Annotated in this window: 17 protein-coding genes; 7 read left to right on the top strand and 10 right to left on the bottom strand. The window is 68.0% G+C overall.

What is annotated here, in order from left to right; all coding sequences use genetic code 11:
- Position 1: 1 nt before the first annotated feature.
- The 7 genes from FHU35_RS06315 to FHU35_RS06345 all read right to left on the bottom strand — a co-directional run bounded on the left by FHU35_RS06315 (position 2) and on the right by FHU35_RS06345 (position 8,545).
- Complete coding sequence (locus FHU35_RS06315; protein WP_145737403.1) at positions 2-679, bottom strand: DUF4232 domain-containing protein; 678 nt, start codon at positions 677-679, stop codon at positions 2-4.
- Between the two features lie 36 nt (positions 680-715).
- Positions 716-1,384 (bottom strand): DUF4232 domain-containing protein, encoded by a 669-nt coding sequence (locus FHU35_RS06320; RefSeq protein WP_186459276.1) that lies wholly within the window; start codon positions 1,382-1,384, stop codon positions 716-718.
- Between the two features lie 420 nt (positions 1,385-1,804).
- The gene (locus FHU35_RS06325; protein WP_186459277.1) at positions 1,805-3,076 is read right to left on the bottom strand and encodes a pyruvate dehydrogenase complex dihydrolipoamide acetyltransferase; all 1,272 of its coding nucleotides are present in this window, start codon (positions 3,074-3,076) and stop codon (positions 1,805-1,807) included.
- A gap of 25 nt (positions 3,077-3,101) precedes the next feature.
- The gene (locus FHU35_RS06330; RefSeq protein WP_145737405.1) at positions 3,102-4,097 is read right to left on the bottom strand and encodes an alpha-ketoacid dehydrogenase subunit beta; all 996 of its coding nucleotides are present in this window, start codon (positions 4,095-4,097) and stop codon (positions 3,102-3,104) included.
- A 142-nt stretch (positions 4,098-4,239) separates the two neighbouring features.
- On the bottom strand, positions 4,240-5,355 hold the full coding sequence (gene pdhA / locus FHU35_RS06335; protein WP_145737406.1) for a pyruvate dehydrogenase (acetyl-transferring) E1 component subunit alpha: 1,116 nt from the start codon (positions 5,353-5,355) through the stop codon (positions 4,240-4,242).
- A gap of 24 nt (positions 5,356-5,379) precedes the next feature.
- Positions 5,380-6,840 (bottom strand): dihydrolipoyl dehydrogenase, encoded by a 1,461-nt coding sequence (gene lpdA, locus FHU35_RS06340; RefSeq protein ID WP_145737407.1) that lies wholly within the window; start codon positions 6,838-6,840, stop codon positions 5,380-5,382.
- A gap of 496 nt (positions 6,841-7,336) precedes the next feature.
- Positions 7,337-8,545 (bottom strand): PucR family transcriptional regulator, encoded by a 1,209-nt coding sequence (locus tag FHU35_RS06345; RefSeq protein ID WP_145737408.1) that lies wholly within the window; start codon positions 8,543-8,545, stop codon positions 7,337-7,339.
- A gap of 299 nt (positions 8,546-8,844) precedes the next feature.
- On the opposite strand from FHU35_RS06345, the gene FHU35_RS29180 reads away from it, so the two are divergent.
- The gene (locus FHU35_RS29180) at positions 8,845-8,997 is read left to right on the top strand and encodes a hypothetical protein (RefSeq protein WP_186459278.1); all 153 of its coding nucleotides are present in this window, start codon (positions 8,845-8,847) and stop codon (positions 8,995-8,997) included.
- Here the strand turns inward: FHU35_RS29180 and ligD are convergent.
- The gene (gene ligD, locus FHU35_RS06350) at positions 8,994-9,992 is read right to left on the bottom strand and encodes a non-homologous end-joining DNA ligase (protein WP_145737409.1); all 999 of its coding nucleotides are present in this window, start codon (positions 9,990-9,992) and stop codon (positions 8,994-8,996) included. The genes FHU35_RS29180 and ligD overlap by 4 nt on opposite strands.
- Positions 9,993-10,146: 154 nt before the next feature.
- Between ligD and FHU35_RS06355 the strand changes: the two genes are divergently transcribed.
- The 5 genes from FHU35_RS06355 to FHU35_RS29185 all read left to right on the top strand — a co-directional run bounded on the left by FHU35_RS06355 (position 10,147) and on the right by FHU35_RS29185 (position 13,088).
- Positions 10,147-10,884, top strand: a complete 738-nt coding sequence (locus FHU35_RS06355; protein ID WP_145737410.1) for a DsbA family protein — start codon at positions 10,147-10,149, stop codon at positions 10,882-10,884.
- Positions 10,881-11,507 carry a vitamin K epoxide reductase family protein gene (locus FHU35_RS06360; protein ID WP_145737411.1) on the top strand — a complete coding sequence of 209 codons (627 nt, stop codon included), beginning with the start codon at positions 10,881-10,883 and terminating at the stop codon, positions 11,505-11,507. The genes FHU35_RS06355 and FHU35_RS06360 overlap by 4 nt, the downstream gene beginning before the upstream one ends.
- A 99-nt stretch (positions 11,508-11,606) precedes the next feature.
- On the top strand, positions 11,607-12,047 hold the full coding sequence (locus tag FHU35_RS06365) for an ATP-binding protein (RefSeq protein ID WP_145737412.1): 441 nt from the start codon (positions 11,607-11,609) through the stop codon (positions 12,045-12,047).
- Positions 12,044-12,853, top strand: coding sequence for a SigB/SigF/SigG family RNA polymerase sigma factor (locus FHU35_RS06370; RefSeq protein ID WP_145737413.1), 810 nt, complete (start codon positions 12,044-12,046; stop codon positions 12,851-12,853). The genes FHU35_RS06365 and FHU35_RS06370 overlap by 4 nt, the downstream gene beginning before the upstream one ends.
- Before the next feature lie 85 nt (positions 12,854-12,938).
- Positions 12,939-13,088, top strand: a complete 150-nt coding sequence (locus FHU35_RS29185) for a hypothetical protein (protein WP_186459279.1) — start codon at positions 12,939-12,941, stop codon at positions 13,086-13,088.
- Between the two features lie 93 nt (positions 13,089-13,181).
- On the opposite strand, the gene FHU35_RS06375 is transcribed toward FHU35_RS29185, so the two are convergent.
- On the bottom strand, positions 13,182-13,964 hold the full coding sequence (locus FHU35_RS06375) for a M23 family metallopeptidase (RefSeq protein ID WP_145737414.1): 783 nt from the start codon (positions 13,962-13,964) through the stop codon (positions 13,182-13,184).
- Positions 13,965-14,706: 742 nt separating this feature from the next.
- Between FHU35_RS06375 and FHU35_RS06380 the strand changes: the two genes are divergently transcribed.
- Positions 14,707-15,612, top strand: a complete 906-nt coding sequence (locus FHU35_RS06380; protein WP_145737415.1) for a sulfite exporter TauE/SafE family protein — start codon at positions 14,707-14,709, stop codon at positions 15,610-15,612.
- Positions 15,613-15,875: 263 nt separating this feature from the next.
- On the opposite strand, the gene FHU35_RS06385 is transcribed toward FHU35_RS06380, so the two are convergent.
- A complete protein-coding gene (locus FHU35_RS06385) occupies positions 15,876-17,045 on the bottom strand; it encodes an NAD-dependent epimerase/dehydratase family protein (protein WP_145737416.1) in 1,170 nt (389 codons plus the stop codon).
- Positions 17,046-17,163 lie beyond the last annotated feature (118 nt).

Consider the following 17,163-nt stretch of genomic DNA (forward strand, 5'->3'; position numbering starts at 1 on the left):
ATCAGTCCGAGCGGAGGTGAGTTCGCTCGACGCGACGGTCACCGCAGACCGTGCCGAAGTTCCAGTCCAACGTGATCGGCTCGGTGTTGTCCGGCGGATAGATGCGAACCTTGCGTGGATCGTCGACGCAATCGCCTGTCTCGTAGACCCAGTACAGCTCCTGAGCCACTCCCTCACGGGTGCCGATGCTCATCCACTCGGCAGGTGGCGTTCCCGCCTTGTCCACGAAGGTCGCCGGCATGACGGCGCCTGCATCGTCGAGGAACTCGACCCTCGCGTCGCCGTGGACTGTGCATTCCTTGGCCCCGACATTCGCGAGTCGCAGCTTGGTGCGTGATGCTCGAACGGGCTGCGTGGGATCCTTATGCTGCCCGACGAGCGTGTCCGGGTAGAACCGGGCTCGCAGCTGCGACGTCTGACAGGGCTTTTGGGTCGGGATCTCCTCCGGATGACTGACCTTCGTCTCCGAAGAACCCCCCTGCTCCGAGGTTTCCTCCGAGGAATCCTGCGATTCGGTGGTCTCCTGCGGCGCCGGCTGGGTCACCGTCACCACCGCCGGTGGCTGCTGCGCCTGCTGCGCTTGCTGGCCGCACGCGCTGGATGCAGCCACGGCTGCGAGAACAACCCCGAACGCACCCAGCCGCTTGCCGTTCATCTTCACTGCCGTCTTCAGCTTCATCGCTTTTCCGCTTCTTCCGCGCAATCTCACCTGGCGTCAGTCCGAATGGAGGTGTGTTGTCTGAAGCTGGAGGTCGCCACAAACCGAGCCGAACGACCATTCCACGGCGATCGGCTCATCGCTGCCGTCGGGGTAAATGTTGATCTTGGGCGGGCTGTATACGCAGTCGCCTGGCGCGGACTTCCACTGGATGTCCTGGGACACGCCCTCACGCGTCCCGATGCTCATTGCGCTGAACGGCGCCGCGCCCGCGACGACCTGAGTGGTGGCCGGTTTGACCCCGCCATTGGGATCGATGAATTCGAACCTCGGGTCGCCTTCGATCGTGCAAGCCTTGGCCCCCACGTTGGCCAGGCGCAGCTTCACCCGGTATCCGTCAGTCGGCTGACTCAGGTCATCGTTCAGCTGCAATATGCTCTCCGGGTAGAACCGGGCACGCAGCTCAGATGCCTTGCATGGCTTCTGCGTCGGGATCTCCTCCGGATCACTCGGATTTCCCTCTGGAAAACCGCTCTGCCCCGAGGTTTCCTCCGAGGATCCTTCCGAGCTCTCCTGCGCTTCGCTCGTCTGCTCCGGCGCCGGCTGGGTCACCGTCACCACCGCCGGTGGTTGCTGCGCCTGCGGCGCTTGCTGGCCGCAGGACACCGTCACCGCCGCGGTCGCGGCGATCAACGCCCCCAGGCGCTTCCCCCTGATTTCCAGCACTTCGCGGACCTGTCCTCCCCTGTTGCACACCGGCCGAGCCTTCGGCCGGAATCCGGGGCGGGAGTCTTCCAATCGAGATCGCACCCCAATGCCATTTCGATCAAAACGAAAGCTAGATCACTGAAAAAGCCCACAACCTGGCAAAGACCAGCCAGCAAGACAACCCGATCGGCGGTACATCCACTCCGAACCCGGTTGTTAAACGCGCACAAGAAATAGGTGTTTCTACTCAAATCCCGAACAATTCCGGAATGCGAAAAGGCCGCCGCCGGAACTCAATCCGACGACGGCCGCCACGCGTGAAGATCAATTGTTGGGCGCCGAGGAGCGCGCTCTTCGCATTCGCCCGGGAACGCGAAGAGCGGCCGCCGCCGACTCGGGGGATGTCGGCGGTGGCCGCTCTTCGTCCTCGCGAACGGATCAGGCGATGATCCGGAGCGGGTCCTCCAGGAGCGAGGTGAACTGCTGCAGGAACGCGGCACCGACCGCGCCGTCGACCGCTCGGTGATCGGCCGAGAGCGTCACGCGCAGGATCTTGCGGGCCACGAACTCGCCGTCGCGGACCTGGACCTCGTCGCGGGCCGCGCCGACCGCCAGGATCCCCGCCTCCGGCGGGTTGATCACCGCGCTGAACTGCTCGATGCCGAACATGCCCAGGTTGGAGATCGAGAAGGTGCCGCCGGACATCTCGTCCAGCTTCAGCTTGCCCTCGCGCGCCCGACCGGCCAGCTCGCGGCTCTCGGTGGCGATCTCCGACACGCTCTTGCGGTCCGCGTCCTTGACGACCGGCACCACCAGACCGCCCTCGATCGCGACCGCCACGCCGAGGTTGATGCGCTTGTGCTGCAGCATCTTGTCGCCGGCGAAGGAGACGTTGACGCCGGGGTTGGCGCGCAACGAGGTCGCGACCGCCTTGACGATCAGGTCGTTGACGCTGACCTTCGGGCCACCGGCGGCCTGCAGCCGCTCGTTGAGGTTCCCTCGGAACTCCATCAGCTCGGTGACGTCGATCGCGCTGGTCAGGTAGAAGTGCGGCGCGTTCTGCTTGCTCTCCGTCAGGCGCTTCGCGGTCACCTTCCGGATGTTGGACAGCGGGATCTCCTCGACGTCGTCGCCGGCGACCGCGGGAGCGGTCTGCGACGCGGGCGCCGGGGCAGACTCAGCGGGGGCCGGAGCCGCGGGGCTCGAGGACGCAGCGGCCTCGATGTCGGCGCGGATGATGCGCCCACCGGGACCGGAGCCCTGGACGGTGCCCAGGTCCACGCCCTTCTCCTTGGCGACGGCCTTGGCCAGCGGCGAGGCCTTCGGCTTCGGGCCACCCGCCGGGGTCTCGGCCGGTTCGGTGGCGGCCGGAGCCGCAGGTGCTGCGGGAGCGGCGGTGGCAGCCGGAGCTTCCGCCGGAGCGGCGGCAGCCGGAGCGGGGGCGGCAGCCGGAGCCGCCTCGGCGGCTGCGCCGGAACCGTCGCCCAGCACCGCGATCGGCTCACCGATCGGCACGGTGGTGCCGGCCTCGACCAGGATCTTCTCCAGCACCCCGTCGTCGTAGGCCTCGAGCTCCATGAGCGCCTTGTCGGTCTCGATCTCGGCCACCACTTCGCCGCGCGAGACCTTGTCGCCGACCTGCTTGTGCCAGTTGGCGATCACGCCCTCCTCCATGGTGTCGGAGAGCCTCGGCATCTGAATGTCAGTCATCGTCTTCCTCAGGTGAGCGCGGGACTCAGCGGCGGCTGCCCACCGCGTCCAGGGTCTGGTGAACGGCGGTGGTCAGCGACTCCGCGGACGGCAGGGCGGCACGCTCCAGCGGCTTGGCGTAGGGCAGCGGCACCTCGGCCGCCGCGACGCGCCGCACCGGGGCGTCGAGGTAGTCGAAGGCGCCGTCGGAGATCGAGGCCGCGATCTCCGCGCCGATGCCGTAGGTCAGCCAGTCGTCCTCCGCGACCACGGCGCACCCGGTCTTGCGCACCGACTCCACGACGGTGTCGCGGTCCAGCGGGCGAAGGCTGCGCAGGTCGATGACCTCGGCGTTGATGCCCTGCTCGTCGTGCAGCTTCTCGGCGACCTGCTGGGCGACCATCGCCATCCGCGAGTAGCCGATGATGGTGATGTCGGTGCCCTCGCGGGTCACCTTCGCCTTGCCGATCTCGGCGGGCTCCACCACGTCCGGGACCTCGCCCTTGGTGTTGTAGAGGGAGAGGTTCTCCAGGAACAGCACCGGGTCGTTGTCCCGGATCGAGGCCAGCAGCAGCGCCTTGGCGTCGGCGGGCGTGCTCGGCGCGACGACCTTCAGGCCCGGCACGAACGCGTAGTACAGCTCGATGTTCTGCGAGTGCGTGGCACCGAGCTGCTGCCCACCGCCACCGGGGGTGCGCAGCACCATCGGGACGCTGGTCTGACCGCCGAACATGCCGTAGATCTTGGCGGCGTGGTTGACGATCTGGTCCAGCGCGACCAGCGAGAAGTTGATCGTCATCAGCTCGACGACCGGGCGCAGGCCCAGCATCGCGGCGCCGACGGCCGCGCCGACGAAGCCCTCCTCCGCGATCGGGGTGTCGCGCACGCGCTTCTCGCCGAACTCCTCGAGCAGGCCGGCGGTGATCTTGTAGGAGCCTTCGAAGACTCCGATCTCTTCGCCGATGAGGAACACGTCCTCATCGCGCCGCATCTCCTCCTGGAGGGTGTCGTGCAGCGCTTGGCGATAGGTCATGAGTGCCAAGGGAATTTCTCCTGACAGCGGAAGAGCGGCCCGTGGTCTGGGGTGGGGAAGTTTTCATGAAAACTTCCCGCCCCAGACCACGGGGATGCGAAACGTGGCGGGGTGTCGCAAAAACCGCAAGGGGACTTGAGGATTCGACCTGTCAGCTGGTGACGAACAGCGGGTCGGCGGGCAGCCTGCGCGAGTCGTTGGCGACCGGCGTGGCGTAGGTGTAGTCGAACAGCGTCTCGACGTCCGGGTGCGGGCTGTCGTCGGCGAAGGCCACGGCGGCGTCTGCCTCGGCCTGCGCCTTGGTCTCGAGGTCGGCCGCGGCGGCCTCGTCGAGGATCCCGGCGTTGATCAGCTCCGCGCGGAAGCTCGCGACGGGGTCGGCCTGCTTGGCCTTCTCCAGCGACTCCTGGTCGCGGTACTTGCCCGGGTCGACCACCGAGTGGCCCTTCAGCCGCTCGCTGGTCAGCTCCAGCAGAGCCGGACGGCCAGTCTCGCGGGCCTGCTCGACCAGCCGGGACGACGCATCGCGAACGGCGAGGACGTCGGTGCCGTCCACGCGCTCGCCGTGCATCCGGTAGGCCGACGCGCGCTTGTAGAGCTCCGACTCAGCCGAGGACTTCTCCACGGTGGTGCCCATGCCGAGCTGGTTGTTGATCACCACGAAGATCACCGGGAGGTTCCACAGCGCGGCGATGTTCAACGCCTCGTGGAAGGCCCCGATGTTCGTGGTGCCGTCGCCCATCTGGCACATGACGACCTGGTCGCCGCTGCGGTAGTCGATGGCCAGCGCGGCACCGGTGGCCAGCGGGATCTGGCCGCCGACGATGCCGTAGCCGCCGAGCAGACCGGCTTCGACGTCGAACATGTGCATCGAACCGCCCCAGCCCTTCGAGGTGCCGGTGGAGCGGCCGTAGAGCTCGGCCATCACGCGGCCGGGCTCGATGCCCTTGGCGATCGCGTAGCCGTGCTCGCGGTAGTTGGTGAACAGCAGGTCGGTCTTGCGCAGCGAGCGCATCAGGCCGACGACCGTGGCCTCCTCACCGAGGTTGAGGTGGCAGTAGCCGCCGATCTTGGCCTGCGTGTAGCCCTGGGCCGCGCGCTCCTCGAAGCGGCGGATCAGCGTCATCTCGTAGAAGTAGTCGCGAAGCAGCTCCGGCGACTCGCCCGAGAAGCGACCTCGCTCAGCGGCCCGCGCCGAGGTGGAACGCCGCGTCTTGGTCGCGCCGGTGCGCGTGGACGGCTTGCTGCGGGTGGCGGTCTGTGCCATCGCGGATCCCCTTTTCTCTTACCTCTAGCGCTTCTTGGGCGGTGCTACGTGGACGGGCAGGCCGAGGGCGCTCATCGCGGCCTCCATGCCGACCTCGCCGAGGGTCGGGTGGGCGTGGATCGTCTCCGCGAGCTCGTCGAGGGTGGCCTCCAGGCCCATGGCCAGCGCGCCCTCGGTGATCAGGTCGCTGGCGGCGTGGCCGATGATGTGCACGCCCAGGACCTCGCCGTACTTCTTGCCGGCAACGATCTTCATGAAGCCCTCGGTGTCGCCGTAGCTCTGCGCGCGACCCAGCGCGGCGAAGGGGAACTTCGTGGCGACGACGTCGTGCCCGGCGTCCTTGGCCTGCGCCTCGGTGAGTCCGACGCTGGCGATCTCCGGGTGGGTGAAGGTGGCCGCCGGGATGACGTCGTAGTCGATCGCCGCGTGGTGACCGGCGATGGTCTCGGCGGCGACGACGCCCTGGTGCGAGGCGACGTGCGCGAGCAGCGCCTTGCCGGTCACGTCGCCGATGGCGTGGACGTGCTCGACGTTGGTGCGCAGCTTGTCGTCGACGGTGATGAAACCGCGCTGGTCGGTGGCGATTCCGGCCTTGTCGAGGTCGAGGCTCGCGGTGTTGGGCTTGCGGCCGACGCCCACCAGCACGAAGTCGGCGTCGATCTGCTGCGGCTTGGCACCGTCCACGGTGACCGCCAGGCCGCCGTCGGCCTGGTCGACGCGGGAGACGGTGGCCTCGGTGAGGACCTTGATGCCGCGCTTGCTGAACGAGCGGCCCAGCGCCTTGCCGACCTCGGCGTCCTCGGCCGGGACGAGGGTCTTCTGCATCTCGATGATGCTGACCTCGCTGCCCAGGGTGTTGAACAGCGTCGCCCACTCGGCGCCGACCGCGCTGCCGCCGATGATGGCGATGCGGTTCGGGACCTCGGTGAGGCCGAAGGCGCCGTCGGAGGTGATCACGCCGGGCAGGTCCGCACCGGGCAGCGGCAGCTGCACGGGGACCGAACCGGTGGCGATGATGACGTCGGTGGCCTTGACCGCCTCGATCGGCTTCGCGCCGGTCGGCTCGGCGGCGTAGCGGGGGCCGTCGGCGCCCAGCGGGGACTCACCGGTGGCGTAAACGTCCACGGTGGTCGGGCCGGTGAACCGGGCGTGGCCGTTGATGACGGTGACGCCGTTGCCCTTGAGCAGGCCCGCGACACCGTCGGTCAGACCCTTCACGACGCTGGCCTTGCGGCGGGTGATCGCGTCGTAGTCGACGCTGACGCCCTCGACGTTCACGCCGAAATCGGCCGCGTGCAGCACGGTTTCGTAGACCTCGGCGGATCGCAGCATGGCCTTCGTCGGGATGCAGCCCCAGTTCAGGCAAACACCCCCGGGCCGCTCCTTCTCCACCACGGCCACCGAGAGACCGCGCTGCGCGGCCCGGATCGCGGCGACGTAGCCACCGGGGCCGCCGCCCACCACCAGAAGGTCGAACTCCTGCACTTCGCTGTGCTCCTTTGAACGCACGCGCCGGTCAATCGACGGCCCGAGTCCAGCGCGGGCCATCCTCATCCAGAGTGTCGTGAGCACGACCACGTTCGCGCTATGCCCAGCCGCCCAGACTTTGAGACGGACGGCTGTGCACTCTGCACATCTCCTGCCGTGATGAGCACGACAAGTGGCCCCTCAGTTACACAAGGGAGCCGCGACCCCCGTCACATGCTGAACATCTCCAGGCACAAAACCCCAGCGCCTGCGGTTACGCCCACCACCAGCGAAAAGAACCCAAAATTTTCCAACTATGCCCACTGCACAATCACCACGCCCCAGGCCCGACACCGGAGGAGAGCTCCGGACAGCGCCCGCCGGGGAACCGCAGTGGTCGCCAAGTCCCAGTTTTAGTCCAAACCGAGCCATGATCATGTCCGAAATGTCGGCTCAGTTTGGACTAAAACTGGGAACTGGCGAGTCCGGGAAGCTTCGCCGGGCTGGAGGTGGGTCAGTCGGGGAGGCCCTTGGTGAGGTGCAGCGTCGAGAGGGCGAGGGAGAGGGAGACGTAGGCCGTGCGGCCGTGGAGGGGCTGCCCGATGAGCGTGGTGATGCGGTGGAGGCGGTTGAGGACCGTGTTGCGGTGGCAGTGGAGCCGGACGGCGGCGTTGGCCGTGGAGCAGTTCTCCTCCAGCCAGGCCCGGAGCGTGTCCAGCAGCATGTCGCGCTCCTTGACCGGCAGCGCGAGGACCGGGCCGAGCTGGGTCTCCAGGAGCCGTTGAGCCAGATCCGGCGACTGGACCAGCAACGCCTCCGGGAACCGCTCCTCCAGCGTCACCAGTTCCGCGGCACCGGGCGCCGACGTGCCCAAGGTGGTCAGGGCCAGCTGGTGCGCGAGCCCGATCTCCGAAAGGCCCTGCACCTTCGGCGACACCGCGACGCGGGCGCGGGCGAGCGGGCGCAGCGCGTCGAGGGCCAGCTCGGCGGGATGCTGTTCGAGGGCGATCAAGCCCACCAGCGAGTCCGCGCGGACCTGCCAGACCGAGCGGAAGTGCAGCGCGGCGAGCGCCTCGGAGTGGCCGCGCAGCGCGAAGGCCGCGTCGTCGGTCATCTCCGCGACGACCACCAGGTACGCGCCGCCGGTCGGCAGGTCGAGCTCCTTGGCCGCGCGCTGGGCGAAGGCGACGTCGCGGGCGCGGCCGGCCAGCAGGTCCTCCACCAGCGCGTGCCTGCGCTGGTCGTCGCGGCGAAGCCGCTCCAGCTCGGTGTTGCGGTAGAAGGTCGACAGCGTCGAGGACAAGCCGTCGATGACCCGCCATATCGAGGTGGCGACGCCCAGCACCGAGTCCGGGTCGGCGCCGTCGCGATGCGCCTGGTCGACCAGCGCCTCCCAGACGACGCGTCCGCCGAGCCGGAACGTCCGCAGCATGACCTCCAGGGGCACGCCCTGCTCGGCGCGGCGGCGGCCGATGGCGGCGGCGACGTCGTCGTCCCGATCGGAGATGTCGACCTCACCGCTGAGGATCTGCAGGATCCGCTCGAGGTACTGGCGGCAGCCCTCCCACAGGTCTTCCTTGGGCACCGGCCGGTAATCGGTCCACTCGGGGTTGTCGGTGAAGATCGCCGACATCAGGCGCTCGGTCAGCGCCGGGACGTCGTCGAGCCCGGCTTTGGCCAGCGCGTGAGTCACGTTCGGGAGATCGGCAGGATCGGCTACCACGCCCTTCGACGATACCGGTCAGCGCGACGCGGCGAGGCCGCGAGCGCGGATTCGCCACGCATCCGGCACAACCGGAGGGTAACTGATCCATCACCTAGCGCAGTGGAGTTTCGGCGCCGAGCAGGCCGAAACAGCCTCCCCAGCAGAATGTTCCGCGTCACACCGAAGATTTGTGACGACGCTGCTAACGCCGCTGCCGCCTGCGGCGACACCTACTGTGGGACGTGGGATTCGGCACTCGCCGAAGAGCCCCGCCCATCACCCACTTCGCAGGACACGTCTTCAGGGAGAGCAGCGCGATGCAGATCAACAGCCGCACGATCGTGTCGGTTGTCGGAACGGTTTCGATGGTCGTGCTGACCGTTCTCCTCGCGGTGTCCACTCCCCCGAACGATCCGGCGCACCAGATCCACCCGGCGGCGAACCAGTCGGCCATCGTCGCCGAGCGCTAAGCCTCGCGCCGGACGTCCCGAGCCGGTTTGTCGTTGCGCAGCCCCGAGAACTTCGGGTGCCGGAGCTTCCCGTCGCCGGTCCACTCGCTGAAACCGACCTCGGCGACCAGCTCCGGCTCGACCCAGTGCGTTCCCGGTTCCCCGATCGCGTCGAGGAACGGTGACTCCGGCCGGGCGAGGGCCGCCATCTTCGCGGACAGGTCGCGCAGCGTTCGCTCGTCGTAGCCGGTGCCGACCTTGCCCGCGTAGCGCAGCAGGCCCTCCTCGTCGTAGTAGCCGACCAGGAGCGCACCGAAACCGGACCGGGAGCCCCGGGGATCGGTGTAGCCGCCGATCACGAACTCCTGGCCGGAGACGCACTTGAACTTCAGCCAGTCCCGCCCGCGCCCGGACCGGTAGGGCCGGTCGGCGCGCTTGGCGATCAGTCCTTCCCAGCCGCGCGCGCACGCCTGCGCGAAGAACTCCTCGCCGTCGCCGCTGCGGTGCTGGCTCAACCGCAGCGGATCGGTGAACTCGAAGCACTCGCGCAGCAGGCGCTTGCGGGTGCGCAGTGCGAGCCCGGTCAGGTCCACGCCGCCGAAGGCGATCAGATCGAAGGCGTAGTAGTAGATCGCGACCCCGGTGCGCCTCGCGGCGGCCGCGCTGGTCAGGTTCATCCGCTTCTGCAGCCGCGCGAAGCTCGTCCTGTTGCCCTCGAAGGCGACCACTTCGCCGTCGAGCACGAAGCTCGGCGCGCCCTGGGCCGCGAGGGCGTCGACGATCTCCGGGTAGGAGGCGTCGACCCGCTTGCGGTTGCGCGACCACAGCTGCGGCTCACCACCGTCCGCTCCGGCGATCAGCCGGACCCCGTCGAGCTTGCGCTCGTAGATCCAGTTCTCGTCGGAGAACTCGTGGTGGGTGAGGGTGGCCAGCGCGGGCGGGTACCAGGTTCCGCCCTGCCACGCCCGCAGCGCGGAACGCGCGTCCTCGTCGAGCAGGCCGGCCAGATCGGTCATGCACTTCAGCATCACCCCAGGTCGGATCATCGACAAGCTGAGAGGTCGCTGTGAAGGTGCTGTGAGTCGACCCCCGCAGAATTTCCCGACCGGGTGAATGCGCGAGACTGTTTTGGTCGGTTCCCCTCACAACCGCCGAAGGTGAATGCGCACGATGCCGAAGAACCAGAACCTGGTGACCCAGAAGAGCGGGGTCTCCACCAACGTCATCCTCACCATCGTGGTGGTGGTCGTCGCAGTGCTGGTGATCGGTGGTGTGCTGCTGTTCAACCGCTCCGGCGACAGCGGTGGCGACGCCGGCGCGGGCCAGCCGCCGGTGCCTGCCGAGGTGCTGCGCAAGCCCGACAGCAACGTCCTCACCGAGGCACCTGACGGCAAGGTCACCGTCACCGAGTTCCTCGACTACCAGTGCTCGACCTGCCACTCGTACTACTCGCAGCTCATGAAGAAGGTGGAGAACGACTACGCGGGCCGGATCACCTTCGTCCCGCGTAACTTCCCGCTGCAGATGCACCCGCTGGGGCAGAACGCCGCGCGCGCCGCTGAGGCCGCCGCGCTGCAGGGCAAGTTCAAGGAGATGTACCACGCGCTGTTCGACGACTGGGCCGGCTGGGCGACCGTGAACGCGAGCGAGCTCAACAGCGACGAGGCCAAGGCCAACGCGAAGTTCGAGCAGTACGCGCAGCAGATCGGCTTGGACGTCAACCGCTTCAAGCAGGACATGGTCTCCCCCAAGGTCCAGGCCAAGATCGACCGCGACGTGGCCGACGGCGAAGCCGCCGGGGTCTCGGGCACACCGACGATCTTCATCAACGGTCACAAGTTCGAGCCCAGCAGCGGCAACGTCGAGCAGGCCTTCCGCCAGCAGCTGGACCAGGAGCTGGCGAAGTGACCACCGCCCACGCCGTCGAACAGGCCGCGCCCGACGCCCCTCGGTCCACCGCCGGCCCGCGGGGCCTGGCCTGGCTCTACGTCGTGGGCGGCGTGATCGGGCTCGGCGCCTCGTTCGCGCTGATCGTCGAAAAGCTCGCCAAGCTCTCGAATCCGGGCTACATCCCCTCGTGCAGCATCAACCCGATCGTCTCCTGCGGTTCGGTGATGGACAGCGCGCAGGCCGCGCTGCTGGGCTTCCCGAACCCGCTGATCGGTGTCGCCGCGTTCCCGGTGGTGGTCACCGCCGGGGTCGCGGCGCTGACGGGGTTCCGCCCGCCGCGATGGTTCTGGCTGGGCATGCAGGTCGGCACGACGCTCGCCGTGGTGTTCATCCACTGGCTGATCGTGCAGAGCCTGTACTCGATCGGGGCGCTGTGCCCGTACTGCATGGTCGTGTGGGCCGTGACGATCCCGCTGTTCTGGTACACGACGCTGCACAACCTGCGCGAGGGGCACTTCGGCGGCGGCCGCTCCCTCGGCGTGGCGCTGACGCGGTTCCACAGCGTGGTGGTCGTAGTGTGGTACGTCGTGATCGTGGCCCTGATCCTGCAGCGGTTCTGGGATTTCTGGACGAGCCTCTGACCGGGCGTCCGTTTGCACGACCGGGGTCACGGGTACCAGTTAGCCGCAAGAGCAGGTCACCACGAGTGAACGCCGCTCCGAGATGAGGTGGTCGGCGAGATGAGCGTGGAACGCGAGGTCGCGCAGGTGGCTCCTGAGACTTCCGCTCCGAACCAGGTCGAAGTCCGGGTTCCGGCCGAACCCGATCAGCTGTCGGTGATGCGGGCCGTCGTGGGTGACCTGGCGATGCGCGCCGATCACGACGTCGACTCGATCGCGGACCTGAGGTTGGCGGTCGACGAGGCGTGCTCGTCGCTGGTCCGGCTGGCCGCACGGGACGCTCCCCTGGTCTGCCGGTTCCGGCAAACCGGAGAGCAGTTGTCGATCACAGCAGAAGTACTCAGCAAGAACGATTCTGGGCCCCGCAAGGACACTTTCAGCTGGCGCGTGCTCAGCGCGCTGGCCGACGTTGTGTCAACCTCGGTCGAGTCGGATCCCACTGCCAACGGAAATCACCTGGTGCGGATCGAGTTGACCAAGGGACGGACGGCTCAGGTGTGAGACGAACGGATTCCACTCATTCGCGCAACGAGCGCTACGACAAGCTGGCGCCGCTCTTCGGTGAGCTCGCGAAGCTCGACGAGAAGGATCCACGACGCTCCGTTCTCCGCGACGAGCTGGTCACCGAACACCTGCCGGTAGCCGAGCACATCGCCCGCCGCTTCAGCCACCGCGGCGAGTCCCAGGAAGACCTGGCGCAGGTGGCGGTGCTGGGTCTGATCAACGCGGTCGACCGCTTCGACCCGGACCGCGGGGTCGACTTCCTGTCCTACGCGGTGCCGACGATCATGGGCGAGGTCCGCAGGCACTTCCGCGACACGGGCTGGGCCGTGCGGATGCCGCGCCGGCTGCAGGAGCTCCACCTGTCGGTCTCGGGTGCGATCGCCCGGCTCTCGCAGGAGCTGGGCCGTGCGCCCACCCCTTCCGAGCTGGCGAAGCACCTCGGCATCAGCACCGACGACGTCTACCACGGGCTCGAGGCGGGCAACGCCTACCGCAGCGCGTCGCTGGACGAGTTGCTCACCGACACCGACGAGATCCCGCTCGGTGACGCGATCGGATCCGACGACGCGGAGCTGGCCGAGGTGGAGAACCGCGAGATGGTCCGGCCGCTGCTGGAGGAGCTGCCCGAGCGGGAGCGCCGCATCCTGGTGATGCGCTTCTTCCGCGGCATGACGCAGACCCAGATCGCCGACCAGGTCGGCATCTCGCAGATGCACGTCTCGCGGTTGCTGTCGCGGACGCTGGTGTGGTTGCGCCAGCGCATCGACGACGATGCGCACGCTCCGCAACCGACCGAGCCGTGAGGAATGAGTAGAAGAGCGGATTTCCCGCTGCTCCCCGTCGGCTAGCGTTGTTCTTGATCGAAGCAGATCAGCCGAGGGAGGACACGTGGGTGCGCGCATCGACCTGGCGAAGCTCGCAGGCGACACCGACCACCAGGACCGGCCCGCCGACGAACCGGTGACGGCCCGGCGACCGCTCTCCCTGCCGCGCAGGCTGCGCCGCAGACCGGACCCGAGCAGGACCACCGCCCATTGAGCCTCGGCTCGGCGGCGGGCGCTGGGAGTGGTGAACCGCCCGGGGTCAGTCGGGGGAGGCGGACCCCGGGCGGTTGTTCCTGGTCGACGTCGCTCAGGTGACGTCGATGCCGCGCTCGCGGAGCCACGGCAGCGGGTTGATCTTGGTCCCGTCCTCGTGGACCTCGAAGTGCAGGTGAGGTCCGGTGGACTGGCCGCGGTTGCCGATGGTGGCGATCTGCTCGCCGGCACCGACCCGCTGCCCTTCCTCGGCCAGGATCGTGTTGACGTGCCCGTAGACGGTGACCGTCCCGTCGTCGTGCTCCACCCGGACCCACATGCCGAAACCGCTGGCCGGGCCCGCGTCGATGACCTCGCCGGGCGCGACCGAGTAGATCGGAGTGCCGATGCTGTTGGCGATGTCGATGCCCATGTGGCTGCTGCCCCAGCGCGAGCCGAACCCGGAGGTGTAGCGACCCTCGGCGGGGACGTGGAAGCCGGCGGCCTTGCGCGCCTTCTCCTCAGCCGCGCGCTTCGCCTCTTCGGCGGCCTCGGCCGCCTGCCGAGCGGCTTCTTCGCGGACGATGCGCTCGGCCTCGATGGCCTTGGCCTTGGCCAGCTCCTGCGCTTCGGACCGCGCCTCGGCCTGGGCCGGCAACTGGGTCTTCAGCAGCCGGACGGCCGCGGGGCTGTTCTGAGTGCCGGTGATTGCGGTGCTCAGGTTCTTGGCGCCTGCCAAGGGCTGAACGTCGCGCTGCTGACCGGCGCCCGCGTTCGCGGCGAGGGGTTGCCCCACCGCCGCGAACGCGCCGCCGGCCACCACCGCAGCCACAACCTTGTTGCGGAGCGGAAGACCGGCTGTCGGGGGGAGCCGGTCTTCCTTGCGATGCTTGCCCATCACTACCTTCCGTCGGGGGTCGGTCCGGCCACTCCCGCGTTTCGGGGGTGCGGGCAAGAGCTCCTCAGGGAAAGAGATCTTGTCGTGATCGAACCGTGACGTGCGGATCAGAACGTAGCTGACAGTCACAGGGGGCCGCAACCGATGGGTCACTCAGCAGATGGTTCACCCGACTGCGCCATACACATGGTGACTTTTAGTGACGCTCAGAGATCGCTGTTCGATAACGCGGGAGACCCCGCCTTCACGACGCGAGCGCGCCTTTCCACAACCGGCGGCCGCAGCTCGGGCAACCTTGATTCGAACAATCCACGCAGGTCACGAAGACGGCAGCCGCTAGATCGTCAAGGCGCGCAACAGCTACCGGAACCACTACCCGCAGGTAGGTTGTCCACAGTGGACATTCCTCGCCGAGAAGCCCTCCGGACGAGCGCAAGATCGAAACGGGTGAATGGTGGCTTTCAACACAACGCAGCCTCGACGGCCCTGGTGAGGCTTCCCGCATCCTGGGAGACGCTGCCACTCGAACGCGCGATCTGTTTGACTGTCCCCATGACGCCCGGTGATCAGTGGCGGCTGCTCGCGCAGCGCCTCCACGTAGACCTGCGCCGCGTCACCTCCGCACGGTGTCGGCGCTCGCGCTAGTCCCTAGTCGCGCCCACCTGTCCGCGCATCCTCACCAACCCGCCACGAGACCTCGCGCCGCGAGCTCGTCGCGTCCCGGATCCCGTACGGAGACATCGTGCAAGCATTCCTGATCTTCGCGATCGGCGGTTTCGTCGCGCAGCTGGTCGACGGCTCGCTCGGCATGGCATACGGCGTCACCTCGACGACCATCCTGCTGACCGCCGGCCTCACCCCGGCGCTGGCCTCGGCATCGGTGCACCTGGCAGAGATCGGCACCTCGGTCGCCTCCGGCATCTCGCACTGGAAGTTCGGCAACGTCGACTGGAAGATCGTGCTCACCCTCGGCGTGCCCGGCGCGGTCGGCGCGTTCCTCGGTGCGACCGCGCTGAGCAACGTCTCCACCGAGGCCGCGGAACCGTGGATGTCGGCCATCCTGCTCGCGCTGGGCCTCTACGTGCTGCTGCGGTTCGCGATCCGGCCGCTGCGCCGCCGCCAGCTCACCGGCGTCAGCTCCAAGCTGCTGGCCCCGCTCGGCCTGGTCGCCGGGTTCGTGGACGCCACCGGTGGCGGCGGCTGGGGCCCCGTCGCGACGCCGACCCTGCTGAGCACCGGCAAGGTCGAGCCCCGCAAGGTCGTCGGCTCGGTCGACACCAGCGAATTCCTGATCGCGATCGCGGCGAGCCTGGGCTTCCTGTTCTCGCTGGCCGACCAGAAGCTGTCCTGGACGACCGTGGGCGCGTTGCTGCTAGGCGGCGTGCTGGCGGCTCCGCTGGCCGCCTACCTGGTGCGGATCGTGCCGATGCGGCTGATCGGCGTCGGCGCCGGCGGTCTGATCGTGCTGACCAACGCGCGGACGCTGATCAAGGCGTTCGACTTCCCGGCACCCGCGCCCACGGTGATCTACGGAGCGATCGTGGTGGCCTGGATCGCGGCATTGGCCTACACCATTCGCGTGATCATCAGCGAGCGCCGCGAGATCGAGGGCCTCGAAGAGGACGCTCCGGCGACCGCGCAGAGCTGAGCAGGCACGGGACGGTTCCGCCCAGGGCCGACCGGACGTGAGCGCCGGTGCGCTTTGTGGCGGAATCGCCCTGTTTGACCGAGTCGGCAGAGGTGCGACGGCTGTTAACCGGCGTTCACAACGGGGTCCCAGATGTACCCGCGTGCCGTATCGCCGAGATCAACGGTGAAGAGCTAATGTTCGAACCTGCCGCGTGGAAGCCCCCCGACACGCGGTAAGGCGCCCCGGGCGGAAACACAGCCCGGGGCACTCTTCTGACTCCGCTACTTCTCGTCCCGCATCGGGTTGCTGGCCTTGCGCCAGTTCACCGTCGGCCGCATCGCGGCCAGGTCGACCCGGTGCTTGTGCTTGTCGGCCACCGCGAACAGCGACTCGATGAGCGTGTTCGACAGCAGGTGCGGATCCAGGCCCAGCTCCACCAGACCGGTGTGCTTGACGTTGTAGTAGTGCTCGCCCTGCTCGACGCGCGGGTTCTCGACGTGCTCGACCTCGACCTGACCGTCGAAGTTGTTCGCGATCGTCTTCGCGATCTCACCGACCGAGTAGCTCTCGGTGATCTGGTTGAACACCCGGAACTCGCCGCGGTCGGCCGGGTTCTCAGCCGCCAGCCGGATGCACTCCACGGTGTCCCGGACGTCGATCATGCCGCGGGTCTGACCGCCCGGCGAGTACACCGTCAGCGGGTGGCCCAGCACCGCCTGGATGACGAACCGGTTGAGCACGGTGCCGAAGATCGCGTCGTAGTCGAACCGGGTCGCCAGCCGCGGGTCCCGCGCGGTCTGCGGGGTCTCCTGCCCGTAGACCACGCCCTGGTTGAGGTCGGTGGCCCGCAAACCCCAGATGCGGCAGGCGAACTCGATGTTGTGGCTGTCGTGCACCTTGCTCAGGTGGTAGAAGGAGCCCGGCTTCTTCGGGTAGAGCATCCGGTCGGTCCGCCCGTTGTGGGTGACCTCCAGCCAGCCTTCCTCGATGTCGATGTTCGGCGTTCCGTACTCGCCCATCGTGCCCAGCTTGACCAGGTGGATCTCGGGATCGACCTCCTGGATCGCGAACAGCACGTTGAGGTTGCCGACCACGTTGTTCTGCTGGGTGTAGACGGCGTGCTTGCGATCGATCATCGAGTACGGCGCCGCACGCTGCTCGGCGAAGTGCACGATGGTGTCCGGCCGGAAGTCGGCGATCATCTCGGTGGTGAAGTCGCCGTCGACGAGGTCACCGTAGTAGTGCTTGATGGTCTTGCCCGAAACCTCGTGCCACGCGTTCAGGCGGACCTGCATCGACTCGATCGGCACGAGGCTCTCGACGCCCATTTCGTGGTCGTAGCCCCGACGGGCGTAGTTGTCCGCTACGGCAACATCGTGCCCGCAGTCGGACAGGTGAAGAGCGGTCGGCCAACCGAGGTAGCCGTCGCCTCCGAGGACGAGGATTCGCACGCCTGTCTCCCTCTTTCCCGCCAGTAGTGCAGCATGAACATCACGCATGCTCTCATCTCTTGAGCACTCCAAGAAGACCACGCACAGCGATCGGTATCGTGTGCGTCCATCACACGGG

This window comes from Saccharopolyspora dendranthemae, from assembly GCF_007829955.1.
Taxonomy (GTDB): domain Bacteria; phylum Actinomycetota; class Actinomycetes; order Mycobacteriales; family Pseudonocardiaceae; genus Saccharopolyspora; species Saccharopolyspora dendranthemae.